This is a genomic window from Flavobacterium hiemivividum (genome assembly GCF_004349145.1).
Lineage (GTDB): Bacteria > Bacteroidota > Bacteroidia > Flavobacteriales > Flavobacteriaceae > Flavobacterium > Flavobacterium hiemivividum.
The window spans coordinates 1-20,206 of sequence record NZ_SMFO01000018.1; the positions used below are offsets into that span (position 1 = coordinate 1).

General features: G+C 35.1%; 10 protein-coding genes and 2 pseudogenes. 10 read left to right on the forward strand and 2 right to left on the reverse strand.

The genetic code is table 11. The annotated features are described in order from the left end of the window. Positions 1 to 2,264: T9SS type A sorting domain-containing protein (locus E0F98_RS15285; RefSeq protein WP_132113020.1), on the forward strand; the 2,264-nt coding region annotated here is incomplete at its 5' end. Positions 2,265 to 2,804: 540 nt separating this feature from the next. Here E0F98_RS15285 and E0F98_RS15290 read toward each other — a convergent pair. Beyond that, positions 2,805 to 3,059 (reverse strand): hypothetical protein, encoded by a 255-nt coding sequence (locus E0F98_RS15290; protein ID WP_132113022.1) that lies wholly within the window; start codon positions 3,057 to 3,059, stop codon positions 2,805 to 2,807. A 207-nt stretch (positions 3,060 to 3,266) separates the two neighbouring features. Here E0F98_RS15290 and E0F98_RS16355 point away from each other — a divergent pair. The 9 genes and pseudogenes from E0F98_RS16355 to E0F98_RS15340 all read left to right on the forward strand — a co-directional run. Next, positions 3,267 to 3,713 (forward strand): annotated as a pseudogene (locus E0F98_RS16355) (IS6 family transposase). Between the two features lie 490 nt (positions 3,714 to 4,203). Continuing rightward, on the forward strand, positions 4,204 to 5,181 hold the full coding sequence (locus E0F98_RS15305; RefSeq protein ID WP_132113024.1) for a FecR family protein: 978 nt from the start codon (positions 4,204 to 4,206) through the stop codon (positions 5,179 to 5,181). Next, a complete protein-coding gene (locus tag E0F98_RS15310) occupies positions 5,171 to 5,779 on the forward strand; it encodes a sigma-70 family RNA polymerase sigma factor (protein ID WP_132113026.1) in 609 nt (202 codons plus the stop codon). Before E0F98_RS15305 ends, E0F98_RS15310 begins: the two co-directional genes overlap by 11 nt. Positions 5,780 to 5,865: 86 nt before the next feature. Continuing rightward, the gene (locus E0F98_RS15315; protein WP_243699264.1) at positions 5,866 to 9,255 is read left to right on the forward strand and encodes a SusC/RagA family TonB-linked outer membrane protein; all 3,390 of its coding nucleotides are present in this window, start codon (positions 5,866 to 5,868) and stop codon (positions 9,253 to 9,255) included. A gap of 11 nt (positions 9,256 to 9,266) precedes the next feature. Next, positions 9,267 to 10,931, forward strand: coding sequence for a RagB/SusD family nutrient uptake outer membrane protein (locus tag E0F98_RS15320; protein ID WP_132113030.1), 1,665 nt, complete (start codon positions 9,267 to 9,269; stop codon positions 10,929 to 10,931). Between the two features lie 55 nt (positions 10,932 to 10,986). Beyond that, entirely contained in the window at positions 10,987 to 12,249 is a 1,263-nt protein-coding gene (locus tag E0F98_RS15325) for a YdcF family protein (protein ID WP_132113032.1), read from the forward strand. A 9-nt stretch (positions 12,250 to 12,258) separates the two neighbouring features. Further along, complete coding sequence (locus E0F98_RS15330; protein ID WP_132113034.1) at positions 12,259 to 14,325, forward strand: glycoside hydrolase domain-containing protein; 2,067 nt, start codon at positions 12,259 to 12,261, stop codon at positions 14,323 to 14,325. Positions 14,326 to 14,384: 59 nt separating this feature from the next. After that, entirely contained in the window at positions 14,385 to 14,588 is a 204-nt protein-coding gene (locus E0F98_RS15335; RefSeq protein WP_262709005.1) for a glycoside hydrolase family 92 protein, read from the forward strand. Beyond that, positions 14,560 to 15,111 (forward strand): annotated as a pseudogene (locus E0F98_RS15340) (tRNA-dihydrouridine synthase); the annotation flags it as partial. The gene E0F98_RS15335 and the pseudogene E0F98_RS15340, both read left to right, overlap by 29 nt. Before the next feature lie 111 nt (positions 15,112 to 15,222). On the opposite strand, the gene E0F98_RS15345 reads toward E0F98_RS15340, so the two are convergent. Continuing rightward, positions 15,223 to 20,124 (reverse strand): beta strand repeat-containing protein, encoded by a 4,902-nt coding sequence (locus E0F98_RS15345; RefSeq protein WP_132113036.1) that lies wholly within the window; start codon positions 20,122 to 20,124, stop codon positions 15,223 to 15,225. Positions 20,125 to 20,206: the final 82 nt, after the last annotated feature.

The window sequence follows — 20,206 nt, forward strand, 5'->3', positions numbered from 1 at the left end:
ACATCTCAGGAGTACAACCGGATGCGCCAATCGGATTAGCGTGTTACCAAACAGCGACTTTCAATGGTGTAACTTGTGCCTATGACATCTCTGGAGTACAACCTGATGCGCCAACYGGATTAGCGTGTTACCAAACAGCTACTTTCAATGGTGTAACTTGTACCTATGACATCTCTGGAGTACAGCCTGATGCGCCAATCGGATTAGCGTGTTACCAAACAGCGATCTTCAATGGTGTAACTTGTACCTATGACATCTCTGGAGTACAACCTGATGCGCCAACTGGATTAGCTTGTTATGAAATAGCTACTTTCAATGGTGTAACTTGTGCCTATGACATCTCTGGAGTACAGCCGGATGCGCCAATTGGATTAGCGTGTTACCAAACAGCTACTTTCAATGGTGTAACTTGTTCCTATGACATCTCTGGAGTACAACCTGATGCGCCAATCGGATTAGCGTGTTATGAAACAGCGAYCTTCAATGGTGTAACTTGTGCCTATGACATCTCTGGAGTACAACCTGATGCGCCAATTGGATTAGCGTGTTACCAAACAGCGACTTTCAATGGTGTAACTTGTGCCTATGACATCTCTGGAGTACAGCCTGRTGCGCCAATCGGATTAGCGTGTTACCAAACAGCTACTTTCAACACAACAACTTGTACTTATGACATCACTGGAGTACAACCTGATGCGCCAATCGGATTAGCGTGCTACCAAACGGCGATCTTCAATGGTGTAACTTGTGCCTATGACATCTATGGAGTACAACCGGATGCGCCAATCGGATTAGCGTGTTACCAAACAGCAACTTTTAACACAACAACTTGTACCTATGACATCTCTGGAGTACAACCTGATGCGCCAACCGGATTAGCGTGTTATGAAACAGCAACTTTCAACACAACAACTTGTGCTTGGATTGTAACAGGAACACAACCCGTACGCCCAACTATAGCGTGTTATGAAACAGCAACATTCAACACAACAACTTGTGCTTGGATTGTAACAGGAACACAACCCGTACGTCCAACTACAGCGTGTTATGAAACAGCAACTTTCAACACAACAACTTGTGCTTGGGTTATAACAGGAACACAACCCGTACGCCCAACTACAGCGTGTTTTGAAACAGCAACTTTCAACACAACAACTTGTGCTTGGGTTGTAACAGGAACACAACCTGCAACACCAACGGTTAATTTTGTTGATAATTGTAATGATACTTGGACTGTAACAGCTCATAACTATACAGGAAGTTTGTTATGGAGTAATGGAGCAACTACTCCATCTATAACCGTAACTGCTACTGGAACATATAGTGTTAAACAGTTAATTAATGGATGTGAAAGTGCAACAGCGATTACCAATGTAATTAAAACGTGTGTTTTAAATGGAGATATATTCAATACAGGAACAACTTGTTCAGATTTCAGACAAGGTGGTAATGGTAGAGAATTGGCCCAGATATGTTACGCAACTGGAAAAAATAAAATTACAGTTGTTACACCAGGAGTATTCTTCTATTACACTGCTGTTGTTGCTCCAAGCACAAGCTTTATTATTAAAATAAATCAAGTTAAAGGAAATGCTACGGCTGTTAATCAGTTTGGGTTATTTGCAATACAAGCTTCAAACCAAATTGTATTATGGGATGCTAATTGTAAGAAAAAATCTGATGCTGGAGTTATCACAAATAAATCACAAGGTTCGTTAACTATTACTAATGCTACCCCTGGTATGACTTATGTATTGTCTGTTAAATATGATAGTAAATCAATACAAGGTGGATCTTATTTAGGAAGTACGAAACCTACAGTTGTCTATAATTTTTCAACTAGTATTGATAACTTGAACGATACTATTACTAATAATTATACGGTAGTTCAAAATTCACAAACTTCTATTAGTTTAGTTGCAGATTGTTCGGCAGCATATTCTACATCTACGACTACAGCAAGAATTGCTTCAACATCTACGACTACAGCAAAAATTGCTTCAACTAGTTTTGATGTTTATCCGATACCGTTCAAGGATGAATTGAATGTTAAATATCATTTCGAAAATGACTCAGAAGTAACAATTGAAATCTTTGATATTAGAGGTGTTTTACTTCAAACTACTTATGATGCTAGAGGATATAATGAAAAAGAACTTAAAATGAATGTAGGGTTCTCAACACAGTCGGGGCAAGTTTACTTTATTAGAGTAACTACCAACCAAGGTGCTGAAGTCAAAAAAATTATTTCAACTAAATATTAATTTAAAACAATATTGAATAAAAATGGCTTCCAATATAGCCTAAACCCAAAAATTCAGACAAATTTATAATTTATTTTGATAAAAATGAGCTCGATATATAATCGGGCTCATTATTTTAATAATTGATATATAATAATATATATCGAATAAAAAACTTAAAAAAAATAAATGAATTATTCCCTTTAAAAGAGTTTTTATTTTTGGAGTACGCTCAGATAATCAAATCAGACAAATATTATAATCATAATTAATGGCGGGAATCGTAAAGCCAACAACGAGTAGATCTAACCAAAAACCCAGTTAAAATGAAAGATAAAAAATCATTTCAAGACCTTGTTATTTTTAAAAGTACCTCCTACAAAAAAAACTTACGTTAACTACTAAACTATAACCCAACTTTTCAGTTGAATTTTCAGTTGTTCTACTAAAATTGCTTCCGTTTTTTCTTGCCATTAGGTGTAAAAATATGCAATGTAATTTTTTTCAATTTCCTTTATCTAAATCGGGAATATTCAAGGTCTTTCCTATGAGCCATTCGTATTAGAACCAAACTTTACGACTGTATTGTCCTTGCGGTTCTATTTGTACCAATGATGTTATGGTTTCTTCTGGTATTTTTTCAAATAGCTTTTTGAAAAACAACAAATTTATTCCTTCGTATCTTAAAGCAAAAGCAAGCTGTTTGTAAAGAGTGTCTTCAGGTTCGTGACGTGAAGTAAGTACTTGCCAATGGTCAGTAGTGTACTGGCGTTTTTTAGGGCTTATTGATGTTAAACGATTGGCTAAGCTAGCCAAAGCAAACGCTTCTATTAAAGCACCATAACCCAACAGTATTCCTTCTTCGGGTGCTTTTTTAACGTGAAAAACACTTATTTTAAGTGAAAAACGATTATTACTCTAGCAGTTAATCATGCTGCGATTCAGCCTTGGATTTTTAAATTTGCACCTTTGATTGAATCACAAATCAAAAAGAGAAAGAACAGAGTAGGCGCTAGCTGGCGAGTGGATGAAATTTATATAAAGGTAAAAGGTATCTGGTGTTACTTATATCGGGCTGTTGATAAGTTAGGTAATACGATAGATTTTCTTCTGACCAAAAGAAGTCAAAGAATGAGTGCGCAGTCATTCCAAATTAAAGCAATAAATAATAGTTGCCGGTCAAGGGTAATAAATATAGATAAAAGCGGCTCTAACATCAGCGCAATATGGGTTTACAACAAACAATAATTTTCGAATTTAAAGATTAGGCCATCTAAATATCTCAATAATATTGTTGAGCAGGATCATCGTTTTATAAAATGGCGGATACAAAACGGTTTGGGTTTTAAAAGTTTTGAGCCCGCCAAAAGAACCTTAGTAGGAATTGAAGTGGTACACATGTTGAGAAAGAATCAGATACTTAAGTCAGGCACAAGTCTGTTCAGATCATTTTGCAAATTAGCCGCATAATTTCGGGTCGCTGATTTCTCTTGGATTTATAGGGCAGATGAGACAGAACCGCTGACAGTTATCTATAAGGAACATTAATTTTATATAGATATTTCTAATAAAATATCTGCTAAAGCACGAAAGGAATCTTTATATTTACTCTTTTTAAAATTTAATAATAAACCACCTGTTCAATTTTTTAACAGGTTTGTTGCCAGAACTCCTCTATGCTTGCAAACCCATTTTCGAGCTTGTTCTGTTCCCGCCTGATGTTTTGACGACAATCGATTCTTTGTAGATAGTCGTTTGTATTTCTAACGGATTTCGGTTTAAGCTCTTAGTCACTTTTTAGATTTAATAGTTTTATCAAAATATAATTTTCTAAGCGAGGACTTGCTTCCACTATAAACAGGCTATTAACGATTCATTAACAATATGGTGTCGATTTGATAGTATTGAAAATTAGGGGTATTTCTTTTATTTTGACTCCTATAAGCAAAGGAAAATATTTATGTTGAATGTTAATCATAAGGAAAAAAAATGTGTGAGGTATCTTGCCAATGAAATGTCAAAAGCAGAGCGATCTGTATTTGAAATTGAATTGTCTTTGGATGATGATCTATTTGCTGTTTTTGAAAATTTTCAAACCATTTGGATCAGTTACCGCAATAGTGAAATACCAAAACGAACTCTTTCTTTTGAAGAAATTCTTAATAAATACAACAAACCAGAAAAGGTTAGATCTGCAAAAGTTTCCATTAAAAAAAAGGTAGTTATCTCTATGGCATTTTTGTTGGTTTTTTGTCTGGGTTTTTATTTCATCGGACTGACACAATCTGAATATACCAATCATAGAATTGCACCAAAAGGACAACGGCTTACTTTTATTTTACCGGATAGCAGCACTGTTATTTTAAATTCGGGCAGTGAAGTTAAATATTCGAGTGATTTTGGAAAACGAAGATATATTTGGTTGAAAGGGGAAGCTTTTTTTAAAGTGACAAAGAATATTGATTCCCCTTTTATTGTCCATACCAATGATTTTAATGTGAAAGTTTTAGGAACGGAGTTTAATGTCAGTAGCACTAGTATTAATCAGACTGTTTCTTTAGCCAAAGGAAAGGTAAATGTATTGCTTAAAGAAAGTAAGGATGAAATTAACCTAATACCAAATGAAGAATTAGTATGGAATTCCAAAACCAAATTAGTGATCAAAAGAAATTTTGATATTAATAAGGTTTCTGCATGGAAAGACAATATACTCATTTTAGATGATGAGAAATTTGTAGCCGCACTTCCAAAGATTAATCAATTCTACGGCGTAAATTTTATCATTAAAGATTCTGCGATTGCAAATCAGCATATAAAAGGTGCTTTTAAAAACCAGACAATTGATGAATTTATAACTTCTTTAGAGTTTATTTCAGATGTGAGTATAACAAAAACCATTCAAAATAACATCGAAATAACCAAGTATCATGAAAATTAATCAAACAAAAATGGGCGGTAGAGATTGTTTTTCAGACGATTATTTATTTCAGCAAATTCGAAATGGTCAATACGAAGCGATGGAATTATTCTTTAATAGGTATTATGCGCCTTTGTGTCGTTTTGGAATGAGTTATGAATCGAACTCTTGCCTTGTCGAAGAAAAGGTGGCTGATATTTTTATTCAGTTGTGGACCAATAGAAATATTCTTGATAAAATTAAAAACCCTAAATCTTATATCTATGTAATAGTGAAAAACAGTTTAAAAACAGCACGGAAATCACAGCAGTTTTGCCAACAAATTGATGAAACTAAAACTATAAATTCTATGTTTTCGCCAAGTAGAGAGCAGGAGATTATTGAAAATGAACAAAAGGAAATGAATACCAATTTGATACGTGAAATATTAGATATTATTCCTAAAAAATCACGTCAAGCTTTTGAACTTAGTAGAATTGACGGATTAAAATACAAAGAAATTGCGGAAATTTTAAACGTTACTCCTAAAACGGTTGAAAATCATATAGCTATTGCACTCAAATTTATAAGTAGAACTTTGGAATCATATAAAAAAAGAGGATTACTTAAGTCCATCTAATAATTAGTAGAAAAACCAGCTTTTAAATGAGCAGTTTTAGTTTGTTAAAACAACAATAAATAATCACAGATAAAATGAAACAAAAAATGATGTTAACCTTATCCTTAATACTTCTGTTTGGTAATGGGATATCTTATTCGAATACTTCACCAACAAGTACTGTTGAAGTAAATGTTGCAAAAAAAGAGAAAATCAATTTAAACCTAAAAGACGTTTCCATAAAGGAAACCTTTACTCTCATAGAAAGGCAAATAAACAGTAAGTTTATTTATAGGTCAGATCAAAATTTTCTTCAAAAAAAAATTTCTATTACAATAAATAACCAAGATTTAAATCAAGTATTAGCGGTTTTGAAAACCAAAGTGAGTCTTGATTTTAAAATCACTAAAAATGGAGTTTTAGTAAAAGAACTAATTGGGATTAGTCCAAATAGCATTTTTAAAAAGGATCAAGAAAATCGAAAAATTATCGGGATAGTTTTAGATGAATCTAATTTTCCTATACCTGGAGCTTCTGTTTTTGTAGCAGGAACCACGACCGCTACAACGACTGATTTAGACGGAAAATTTACAATCAATGTTCCTGCAAATACAACGGTTTTGTCTTTTAGTTATGTAGGATTTGGCACTAAAGAAATCAATATTGAAAACAAGTCTGAAATTAAAGTAGTACTTTCTGAATTGGCTTCTCAATTAGATGAGATTGTAATTGTAGGTTATGGTACAGAACAAAAAAGAAATGTTACCAGTTCTATCTCTACTGTAAAAATGAAAGAGATTAAATCACAACCCAAAGCAAATGTAGTAGAAATGCTTGAAGGCCGCTTACCAGGTGTTCAAATCATGAGTGATAACAGTCCAGGAGGAGGATCTTCTATTCGGGTACGCGGGTTTAGTACCATTAACAATAACGATCCATTAGTCATTATAGATGGAATTCCAACGTCAAATGGTTTAAATGGTATCAATCCATCAGACATTGAAACACTTCAAGTATTAAAAGATGCTGCCTCTTCCTCTATTTATGGTTCTCGTGCTGCTAATGGTGTTGTCGTTATAACTACAAAAAAAGGAGGGAAAAGTGGTAAAACTGAAATGCAATTTGATGGATATTCTGGAGTTCAATCCGCTTTCAATTTACCTAATATGTTGACTGCACAACAGTATGGAGATTTACTTTGGCAAGCGACTAAAAATGATGGAAAAGTACCGGCAAGTGGTATCTATGGCAATAATCCTAATTCACCTGTAATTCCAGGGTTTCTTAATTCTGCCAATACGATTCCTAGTGGTGATGTAAAATGGATTAATGAAATTATGCAACCGGCAGCGGTTCATTCTTATAACTTATCCTTGTCGAAAGGAGATAAAAAAAGTCAGCATGCTTTTTCACTAGGTTATTTTAATCAGGAAGGAATTATAAGACATACTGGATTTGAACGTTATTCGGCACGATTTAATTCTAGTTATGCTATTAAAGATTTTCTGACTATTGGCGAAAACTTTACGGCTTCTTATTCGGAGCAAGTTGCAACAGGAAGCAACAGTGCTTTGGGGAGTATTGTTTACGATGCTTTACAATTTCCTTCCATTGTTCCGGTATATGATATAAACGGGAATTTTGCTGGAAACCCAATCAATGATATAGCCAATCCATTAGGTAATTTAACTCGAGCTAAAGACAATAAACAAAAGCGAATTCAGCTTTTAGGGAATGTTTTTGCCAGTGCAAAAATTAGTGATTTTACATTTAAGACCTCTGTGGGATTAGACTTTCAAAATTATAATTATAGAGGTTTTTCACCTGTTTATAATGAGATTCTTTCGCAAAATGTTAAAAATGCTTTAACGACAAGTAACAATTTTAATTACCAGCTTACTATATCCAACACTTTAAATTACCAAAAAAAGTTTGGTGAACACAATCTGGATATTCTTTTAGGACAGGAAGCTATTAAATATTATTATGAAGGTTTTGGTGCCTCTCGTCAAAATTTCCTTTATGAAGATCCAAATTTTAGATATTTAACGTATGGTACTGAAAATCAATTAAACTCGGGAACAGCAAATGAATGGGCCTTAAACTCATATTTTGGTAGAGTAAATTACAATTTCAACCAAAAGTATATAGTAAGTGCTACCGTTAGAAGAGATGGGACTTCAAGATTAGCAAATAATAATTGGGGCACTTTTCCAGCAGTTTCTGGTGGATGGAGATTGGATAAGGAAGATTTTTTTGATTTTGGAAAGACTTTTAGTTCTTTTTTAGTTCGTGCTAGTTGGGGACAAACTGGGAATCAAGAATTACCATCTTATTCAACAGTAGATAGTTATTCAAACAACAATAATTATTCAGATTATGCCATTGGAGGTCAGAATGCTATTTCTACAGGATTAACACAAACCCGAGTTTCTAATGCTAATTTATCGTGGGAAACCACTACTCAAAAAACAATTGGATTTGATCTTGGTTTTTTTAATAATAAATTAAATGTTACGGCAGAATATTACACCAAGGGGACGGATGATATTTTGGTTTATAATGTCATTCCATTAACATACGGAGGGACTAATGACGGACAATGGATTAATGATGGACAAATGAAAAATCACGGTTTTGAATTGGATTTAAAATACGCAGATAAAATTAGCGATTTTTCATACGATCTTGCTTTGAATTTGACTGGATACAAAAATGAATTGACCGCGTTGAATAGTGTGGCATATCTTGGTATTCCTAGTTCTTCCTTACATACCGTAAATTTTGGTCAGGAGATATCCAGGAGTGCCATTGGGCAACCTATTGGATCCTTTTACGGATTTGTTTCCGATGGCTTATTTAGAAGTCAACAAGAAGCTACGGATTATGGTATGCAACCCAATGCGCAAGCAGGAGATCTGAAGTTTAAAGATGTAAACGGTGATGGAGTAATTAACAATAATGACAGAGCCTTTATCGGTTCTCCTCACCCGGATGTCATGCTAGGTTTTAATATCAACCTGAAATACAAACAGTTTGATTTAGGAATGTTTTTTAATGGAAGTTTTGGAAATGACATTTATAATTTAACGAAGTATAAAACCAATTTCTTCAATCAGGCTGCTTACAATAAGGACAGTGCACTATTAGGAGCGTGGACGGTTGATAATCCGAGCTCTACAATACCAAGATTGTCATTAGATGATAGAAATAACAACATTCGTCCTTCTTCTTATTACGTTGAAGACGGTTCTTATTTTAAATTAAACAATTTACAATTGGGTTATACTTTTTCTCAGGATGTTCTAGCTGGAATGAAATTGCGATTGTATGGGCAGGCTAGTAATGTATTCACTATTACAAAATATAGTGGTTTGACACCACAAATTGGGCTGCAAAGTTATTCTTCAAGCAACCGAAATCTTGACATAGGTATCGATAGAGGAATTTATCCCACTTCAAGAACATTTACTTTTGGTTGTAATTTAAACTTTTAAATTTAAAAATAATGCGAATAAAAAACACAATAAAAATAGTAGTTTTTCTGGTTTTAGGACTTCAAATGAGTTCTTGTTCCGATACATTCCTAGAAGAAGTTACCTACGGCGAAGTTGATCCTTCAGAAATGACGAAGCCTGCTAATGTAGAACGGGCTATTATATCAGCGTATAGCGTTTTAAACGGTCAAATTGACGGAGCTTCTAATGCACTTAATTCACCAAGTTCTAACTGGAGTTTTGGTGATGTAACTTCCGATGACAGCTACAAAGGTGGCGGAGGCACTGGAGATCAGAACAATATTCACCAAATGGAAATTTATAATGAAAATTCAACCACCCTAGATATAGAACGCAAATGGGTAGCACTTTACGAAGGAGTGAAACGGGCAAATGAAGCCATGCGTTTATTAAATGCTTCTCCTGACTTTGAAGCCAGTTTGAAAGTCAAACGAATGGCAGAATTACGATTCTTAAGAGGTCATTTTTATTTTGAGTTGAAGAAAATATACAATCGTATCCCGTATATTGATGAAACGGCAGCTACAGTTGCTGATTATGCCAAATCTAATACTACTTTAAGTTCGGACGAGTTATGGACTAAAATCGAAGCTGATTTTCAATTGGCGTATGCCGATCTGCCAGATACACAAACGGAATTAGGTAGGCCAACCAAGATTGCTGCTAAATCCTATTTAGCAAAATGTTATGTTTTTCAAAACAAATGGCAATTGGCTTATGATGCAACAACTGAAATAATTAATAGTAATTATGGCTTGTTAGCTGATTTTCAGCAAATATTTTTACCGGAAAATGATAATAATAAGGAAGTTATTTTTGCTATACAACTATCTGTAAAAGATGGTCAACCTAGTTCCTATAACGGAAGTATAGGAGATCGTTTGTCAGCACCTGGAGGTCCATTTTATTCCCAATATGGTTTTCACCGTCCTACACAGAATCTTGTGAATGCCTTTAAAACGGATGCTTCCGGTTTGCCATTAGAAAATAACATTAACATTATATCCAGTGACAATCTAGATCCACGTATTGATATCACAATAGGGCGTCCGGGAATACCTTATAAGGATTTAGGCGTTTTATACCAAGACAGCTGGGCGAGAGATTTGGCAACTTATGGTGCATTTGCTCCTAAAAAGCGAATTGTTTCTGCTAAATCGGCTTTTCATGTTACTGTTTGGCCATATGTCAATGCTTTAAATTATTACATAATTCGATATGCGGAGGTTGTTTTATGGAGAGCGGAGGCCGCAGTAGAAATAGGAAAAGTAGATGAAGCTCGAATTTTAGTGAATCAAATTCGGAATCGTGCCGCTAATTCTGCCTATGTAAAAACTCTCGATGGAAGTGCCAACGCAGCGATTTACAATATTAAACCTTATAGCACGATTTGGACAGATAAAATTGCAGCAAGAGCAGCGGTACATTTAGAAACTCGTTTGGAATTGGCCATGGAAGGACACCGTTTCTTTAATTTGGTTCGATGGGGAGAAGCCGATACAGTTATCAATAAGTATCTAGCAGTAGAAAAAACAAGAAGAACGCATTTGACCAATGCTGTATTTACGAAAGGAAAAAACGAATATTTCCCAATACCACAGCGGTATATTGATGCTATGCCAGTAGGTACAGTAACTCAAAATAATGGCTTTTAGAAAATTAAACTAAATTGGGCAATCGAAAAGGTTGCCCAGTTTTTATTTGAAAAAGATGAAAAAAATAATTTACATACTAATCGCGCTTGTTTTTATTTCAGGCTATAGTCAAAAAGGAAAAGGATTTGAATTGGGTTATACCTCTTCTAAATCTAGTTCCTTGATTCAAGATAAAAATTTTTATTTGTTGACTGCCATTCAAAACGATAAAGTTATTAGTCAAATGCTTGAAAATAATAGTGTTTTCAAAACGATTTTTAATAAGCAGCAGGAAGAGCTCAGTTCTAAACTAAATTCTTGTAAAGACAGTCTGTCCTGCTTGATTAAGCGCTATCAATTCAAAGAAAAAGAACTCGAAAGTATTGAAGAAGAACTTCGGCTTTTGATGAGAAACAAAAAGGAACTGCAAAATTTTGTAAAAAATAATTTACGTTCCTCTGGGAAATATGAGAATTTTAAAAATCTTAGTGATACTGAATTCTTGCTAGAAGCATGGCAAGTTTGTGCTAAGGGAATGAACCGCATTATGACCGTTTATGGTCTTGGCGAAGCCCCTCAATATGCTAAAATGGATTCTGTTTCTTATGACGTACATTCAGAATTTTACAAAGGATCTGTTTTTATGTGGGCTGATTTTCTTCACAATAAAAAGCCGATAGGGAATAGACTGTTTTTTCAAGAAAGTCTAGATTTCAGTTTATCACTTTTGTATATGAACCATCGGGATGAGGTGGCTCGCTACGAACCCTTAGAGGAAATTGAGAATAAGAAGGCAATAGCTAATTTAAAGAAAGTCAATTTCGATGCTTTTGATTATGCGTCTGTTTTAATTTTGGGTAACGGACCAGAAAATTATCAAGACCGATTGTCCGCCATTGGAAAACTAAACCTACAATTGGGAGTACTGGAATATGAAGCTAAGAAAGCCCCTTTGATTATTGTTTCCGGAGGTCATGCCCATCCTTTTAGAGCAACATATTGTGAGGCTATTGAAATGAAAAAAGAATTAATGAATATATATCATGTTCCCGAAGAAAATATTCTTATTGATCCTTTTGCCAGACATACCACTACCAATTTGCGCAATGCCAGTAGGTTGATGATTGCTAGTCAAATGCCTCTTGACAAGAAAAGTATTGTAGTAACGAACGCTAAACATAGCGATTATGTAGGAAACGCAAATTTTAATGCTCGTTGTATGGTGGAATTGGGTTATTTGCCTACCATTATTTTAAAAAGACTAAATTCGACTGCGATAGAATTTATTCCAAAAATAGAATCGCTACATCAAAATCCAATTGATCCCTTAGATCCATAAATCTATACCATGAAAAAAATATTTATTTTAGGACTTGCAATCTTAGCTGCAGCCTGCCAACCTTTAAAAAATAATGTTGCTAATGAAAGGTCGACAGTAGAAAAAGTAAATGTCTTTTTGGGTACTTCTGGCGATCATGGTCAAATGTCCCCATCTGCATCTTCACCTTTCAATATGATGAGTATTGGACCTCAAACTTATCCTCATATTCATTCGGGTTACGAGTATCTGGCAAAGAAATTTTTGGGGTTTACCCACAGCCGTATAGAAGGAGTTGGATGTTTAGGAAGTGGTGGAAATCTTTTAATCAAACCTATTTTGGACGGCGATACCGAAACGCTATTGCTAAAAAAACAAGAATCAGCTAGTCCAGGTGTTTATAAAGTAGCTTTCGAAAATGGAATTCAGGCTCAAATGAGTGTCAAACATAATTTTGGAATACATCAGTACAAATTTCCAAGAAAAGGAGCAGGGCTTTATATTGATTTATCCCACGCTTTTGTCAATCGATTTGTTGCGGAAGAACACGAAATTGGCACCAAAAGCATCAGCGGTTGGATTGATACCCAAACTACTTGTGATAAGGGAATTTACCGTATTTATTACGAGTTGGAATTCTCTAATTTAGCAACAATAACAAAAGCTGCAGACCATCAGTATCGTATTTCAGTGCTTGAAGATGCAACTGAAATGGAAGTTCGTGTTGGTTTTTCTTCCGTGAGTACGGCTTTCGCCAAAGCAAAAATAGAAGCGATATCTATAAACGACTTGGCTGTGCAAACTACTGCTGAGTGGAATCATCATTTGAACAGAATTGAAGTTGATGGCGAAAAAGATCGGGAAGATTTATTCTATTCGCTCTTATATCGAGGATTACAAGCTCCGTTTTTAGTTTCGGAAACTGATGGCACCTATAAAGCTATTGACGGTTCCGTTCAAAAAACTACAAGTCCAATATACAACGGTTGGGCCATTTGGGATAATTATCGCGAACAATTACCCATGCTTTCTCTGGCTTATCCGGAGCGCTTTGGACCATTAATAAAATCTATCGCTAATTTGTATCCTTATGGAAAAAATAATTGGGCCACAAAATACGAATCCTCACCCACAGTAAGGACGGAACATGCGATTGTCGTTTTGTTGGACGGCTATAAAAAAGGATATCCTGTAGATTTTACTGCCATCAAAGATTCCTTAATAGCAGAAGTGGACCGATTAGAATACACCTCACCTGATAAGGCTTTGGAATCTTCGTATGACAGTTGGGCACTTTCGGAAATCCTGAATATTACTAAAGACTCTTTATTGAGTACTAAGTATTTGAATAAAGCAAAAGACTATAAGCGCTATTGGGAAAAAGATTTTGCCGATTTATCCCGGAAAGATATTGATAAAATGCCTGCTCGCGGGATGTATCAAGGTACGGTTTGGCAGTATCGCTGGTTTGTACCTTTTGACGTGTTGGGTCTAAAAAAAATAATAGGAGGAGAAGCTCTCTTTTTAAAGCAATTGGATCAATTTTTTGCAGAGGACAATTACAATCATGCGAATCAGCCGGACTTGCAAGTTCCTGGACTGTATAATGCAAGTTCCCAACCTTGGAAATCACAAAAACTGTTTAGGAATATTCTTTTGGATACGGTTGTTCAGACCTATTTTAATGACAATAGTAAAGGGATTGATTCCTATATTGGAAGGATCTATAAGAACGAACCTCAAGCCTATGTGCGTACTATGGATGATGATGCAGGTACAATGTCTTCTTGGTTTGTGATGCGAAGTATAGGACTCTCACCAGCAAATATTGGAAGCCCCATTTACTATTTGACCGCTCCAATCTTTGAAACAGTAAAATTAAATTGGGAAAATGGAAAATCATTTCATATTAAAGTTCGTAATTACAATAAAGATCACTTTTATATTCAATCGGCTAGTTTAAACGGTCAGCCTTTATTTAGAAACTGGCTGTCGCAGGAAGAGATTAGTAGTGGTGGAACCCTAATCATTGAAACTGGCGCATTACCTAATGAAAATTGGGGAATTAAAGATCAGTGGATTTCAAAAACAGAGTAATATAATTTATTAGTAAATTAGGTGTCAATGATTTTTTTTTACTTAATATCCTTTACTCCATAAAACAAGAAGCTCTCTTTTTAAAGCAATTGGATCAATTTTTTGCAGAGGACAATTACAATTATGCGAATCAGCCGGACTTGCAAGTTCCCGGACTTTATAATGCAAGTTCCCAACCTTGGAAATCACAAAAACTGTTTCGGAATATTCTTTTGGATACGGTTGTTCAGACCTATTTTAATGAAAATGCGTTTGGGATATGAAACTCCCGAAGAAATTTTGAATGTACTACCTTTAATTGAAAAATATCCCGTTAAAAACATAGCTATTCACGCCCGTATTGGAAAACAATTGTACAATGGCGGAGTGAATTTAGACGGTTTTCAGCAATGCGTAGATAACACTAAATTGAAATTATATTACAACGGCGATATTACTTCGGTAGCGCAATTCCACAAAATGCAAGAACGCTTTCCTACCATCGACCATTGGATGATAGGTCGCGGCTTGATTGCTGATCCATTTTTACCTTCTATGATTAAAAACAATAGCTCTGAATATCCCTCTAACAAAATGGAGTTGTTTAGCGATTTTCACGACACTTTGTATGCAGGTTACAGCGAGTCTTTATCGGGTGCCACCCATATTTTATTAAAAATGCACCATTTGTGGGAATACTTTTCAGTGATTTTTTCGAATCCGCATAAAGTGCATAAAAAGATAAAAAAGGCTAAAAGCATAAGGAATTATGAGCAGGCAGTTAGGGAGATTGTTAAGGAGGGGTGATTTTTTATTTTAACAAAAAAGGTTCAAACGTAAAGTTGAACCTTTTTTAATTCTTATGTTTTAAATTTTGATAGTGTAATCAATTATACTACTAAAATTTATCTTTATAATTCAATACATCCCTCCAATTTTAGTGACTCTCCAGTACGTACCATCATAAATTAGAATAGTATTTTCATTTGAAGAAATATTAATATTACCCGGTGCAAAAAATTTTTGAATACCAGTATTGTTACTAGAAGCAAAATTCCACAAAGAAAGACCTGTACAACAATTAGAGGTCTGATTATTTACAGAATATATATGAATAACTTGACCTAAAACTCCACCTTGTAAACCATATATATTTGTCCAATTAGCGCCAGGCTTTACAAAGATTATAGAAACATTTGATACGTTATAATTATTTAAATTGCTAGAATCTATTGTTACAGTACTCAACACCGTTCTACCAGAGGAAGCACTAGAAACTGATCCATCAGCCATTAAAAATTGAGCAGAGGTTCCTCCTAATTTAATAAATGAGTTTCCAGTAATATTCCCAGTAGTTTTTACATCTGTAATAGCTGTATTTCCAAGCTGAATTGTATTGTTTGTTGAAACTGTCGCCTCTTTTCCAATTGCTATTGAATTTTCTGCACTGGCATTAGCTTGATACCCTATTGCAAGTGAATAATTCCCACTAGTTTGTGTAAATGGACCTAATGCAACAGATAACTCTGCATTAGATTGAGCATAACTACCAATGGCAAAACCATAACCCGAACCTATGCTAGAATGATAACCAATGGAAATCCCCTGTGTTTGATTAGCACTTGCTTCAGATCCTAACGCAATAGATTGTGGTCCTGTTGCACTTGCTTTGTAACCAATAGCAGTCGATTCAGAATTCCAATTTCCCGTCGTTACATTATAACCTAATAAAGTATTACTAGGTTCCATTCCCATATCATCATAAGAACCTCCAACAGTAATTCCATTTACGATTAGATTCGATCCAAAAGTTTTTTCACCAGTAATAGTTTGATTACTTGTCAAATCCACAAAATCGTCACTAGATGCAGATGTAGGAGTAGTCCAAGATAAAATCCCCTCACCATTGGTACTAAGTACTTGTCCTAGTTGTCCGTCTGTATTCGGTATCGTTATTGCTCCTGTAGTTAATGTACCACTTGTTTTCACAGACTCTATCTGGGAGTTACCCAGTTGAATTTGATTGCTGCCATTCACTTCTGCCCCATAACCAATTGCAGTACTATTGTCTTGCCCAGGACCAGGAGTTACCTGACCAGTATTAGCACCTAAAAAAGTATTGTTACTGCCTAAATTTTGATTTCCAGCATTGTATCCAAGACTTGTACTGTTACTAATTGCTACCCCTGTCGAAAGTGCATTTTGTCCTATTGCCGTATTATTTGAGCCAGTAGCTCTATTTAAGGCTGATTCGCCAACAGCCAAGTTTTGATTTCCGGTTTGATTTGATGCTAAAGCACCATAACCTACACCATAGTTAGACAATCCACTTATATTGCTGTAAAGAGCACTAGTTCCTATTGCCAAAAGCTTTTGACCAGTTTGATTATTATATAATGTGTTCACACCTAAAGCAATATTGTGATCATTAAATCCAGCATCAGCCTTCCCTTTGCCTACTGTAATGCCATTTACCTTGATATCACTACTGAAAGTTTTTGCTCCATCAATGGTTTGTGCAGTAGTTAAGTCTACAAATTTCCCTGTAACAGCAGCACTAACAAACTCTGCTGTAGCAATTTGATTGGTATTGGTTCCTAAATCGGCTGTTGGAGCCGTTGGTGTTCCTGTAAATTCTGGAGACTCTAAGTTTGCTTTTTCCGCAATAACTTTATTAACCGCTGAAACTAAATTTGAAGCTGTTGATTGTAAACTTGATAAATCACCTATTTTTGAAGTATTTAAACTAGTCGATGTCCCTACTTCATTAACTGCAGCTACCAAATTAGATTGAGCAGTTGTTGCCAATTCAGATAAATCACCAATATGTGTTGTATTTGAATTTGTTGATGCTCCTACTTCATTAACCGCAGCGACCAAATTAGATTGAGCAGTTGTTGTCAAACTTGATAAATTCCCAATTTTCGATGAATTTATTTCAATCCCCGAAATATCTTGATCTCCTGTATTGGTTCCAATAATCGCTTCCAATTTTGTTTTCTCTAAATCAGTATAATCGTTAGTCGATAACTGTTTTCCTGAAACTTTATCAACTTTTAAATCCAAAGCTGTTTGTGTAGCGTCTGAAATTGGTTTATTCAAATCTGATGTATTGTCAGTATTTTCCAAACCAACCATAGTTTTATCAATTCCCGAAACCGTTCCTGTAAAAGTAGGTGAAGCTAGATTTGCTTTTAAATTTAATGCCGTATTTGTTGCTGTTTCATTGGCATCAACATCGTCTTGAACTGCTGTGATATTCGTTTGTAAAGTTACATCAGCAGCTGTTCGATTGCTCGTTTCATTTGCTAAAGCACTAGAAGCCGACGTAGCACTTGCATCTACATACGATTTTACCGATTTAACACTTGGATATTTCGCATCTGATGTTCCGTCAGTAGTTATGTCTGTGCTTTTGTTTACTGTATCTTCTTTTAAATTCAGTGCTGTTTGCGTAGCTGTAGAAACGGGTTTCTTTACATCAGATGTGTTGTCAATATTTGACAAACCAACCATCGCTTTATCAATTCCTGAAACCGTTCCTGTAAAAGTAGGTGAAGCTAGATTTGCTTTTAAATTTAATGCCGTATTTGTTGCTGTTTCATTGGCATCAACATCGTCTTGAACTGCTGTGATATTCGTTTGTAAAGTTACATCAGCAGCTGTTCGATTGCTCGTTTCATTTGCTAAAGCACTAGAAGCCGACGTAGCACTTGCATCTACATACGATTTTACCGATTTAACACTTGGATATTTCGCATCTGATGTTCCATCAGTAGTTATGTCTGTGCTTTTGTTTACTGAATCTTCTTTTAAATTCAGTGCTGTTTGCGTAGCTGTAGAAACGGGTTTGTTTATATCAGATGTGTTGTCAATATTTGACAAACCAACCATCGCTTTATCAATTCCTGAAACCGTTCCTGTAAAAGTAGGTGAAGCTAGATTTGCTTTTACATCCAAAGCTGTATTCACAGCAGTAATATTAGTTTGCAACATATTATCAGCGGCAATTCTGGAATTTACTTCTGCAGTTAAATTTGTAGTAATTGTTTCATCGGCTGTGATACGATTGTCTTTTTCTGTAACCAAATTAGCAGCAATGGTATTTTCTGCTTCCGTTGCTCTGTTTACTTCTAAAGTTAAATTTTCTGCTAAAGTCGCATCTGCCGAAGTTCTTGCTGTAGTTTCAGTAGCTAGATTTGTCGTTAATGTATTATCAGCGGCAATTCTGGAATTTGATTCAGTAGTTAAATTTTCTGCTAAAGTTGCATCTGCCGAAGTTCTTGCTGTAGTTTCAGCAGCTAGATTTGTTGTTAAGGTATTATCAGCGGCAATTCTGGAATTTGCTTCCGTAGTTAAATTAGCTGTCAAAGTTGCATCTGCCGAAGTTCTTGCTGTAGTTTCAGCAGCTAGATTTGTTGTTAAGGTATTATCAGCGGCAATTCTGGAATTTGCTTCCGTAGTTAAATTAGCTGTCAAAGTTRCATCTGCCGAAGTTCTTGCTGTAGTTTCGGCAGCTAGATTTGTTGTTAAGGTATTATCAGCGGCAATTCTGGAATTTGATTCAGTAGTTAAATTTTCTGCTAAAGTTGCATCTGCCGAAGTTCTTGCTGTAGTTTCTGCAGCTAKATTTGTTGTTAAGGTATTATCAGCGGCAATTCTGGAATTTGATTCAGTAGTTAAATTAGCCGTCAAAGTTGCATCTGCCGAAGTTCTTGCTGTAGTTTCAGCAGCTAGATTTGTTGTTAAGGTATTATCAGCGGCAATTCTGGAATTTGATTCAGTAGTTAAATTAGCCGTCAAAGTTGCATCTGCCGAAGTTCTTGCTGTAGTTTCAGCAGCTAGATTTGTTGTTAAGGTATTATCAGCGGCAATTCTGGAATTTGATTCAGTAGTTAAATTTTCTGCTAAAGTTGCATCTGCCGAAGTTCTTGCTGTAGTTTCTGCAGCTAGATTTGTTGTTAAGGTATTATCAGCGGCAATTCTGGAATTTGCTTCCGTAGTTAAATTAGCTGTCAAAGTTACATCTGCCGAAGTTCTTGCTGTAGTTTCGGCAGCTAGATTTGTTGTTAAGGTATTTTCTGCTACTTTAGCTCTGTTTACTTCTGCGTCTAATCCATTGGTTAAAAACAATAATTTACCATCAACATACATTTTTACCGATTTTACACTCGGGTATTTAGTGTCCGAATTGCCATCTATAGTTACATCAATTGATTTGTTTGCTAAATCTTCTTTAAGATTCAATGCCATTTGAGTAGCGGTACTAACAGGCTTATTCAAATCTGATGTATTGTCGAGATTGTTTATTTCTAAATTGGTTCTAGCTCCTAAAAGAGTAGTAGCATTAGTACCCCCGTTTTCTATAGCAACAACACCAGTAACATTTTCTGCATTAATTGCCGAAAAAGCAAGAGGTGCATAACTAAATTCCTGATTGCTTATCTCTGTATAAGTTGCACAATTTCCATTGGTATTAATTCCTACAATTAAACTTTTCTTCATACTACTCCATACAATAGACTGAAAAGAAGCTGCATATCCAGCAGTTTGCGTACCCTTACCTATAACTAGATTCACCATTCCAAAGCCATCTGTTTTGATTTGAGCTGTTTCTTGGTATTCAACATTTGAAAATTCATCAACAAATTTAAATACCATGCAAATATTCTTGTTTACAACAGGACTATTGGCATTATTCACCCCTGGCATCGATTCTCCCTTTGGATTCATTATTATAGCCTGGTAACTTATCCCATTGGTTTGAGCAAAAGTTTGTGATGCTATAAAAAACACAAATAGTAAAATTATTTTTTTCATATTTTCTGAAATTTATTTGTTAGTGGACATAGCGACTTACTCATGAGTAACTTCACTCTATTAATGTCTTTTTGATGTCTGC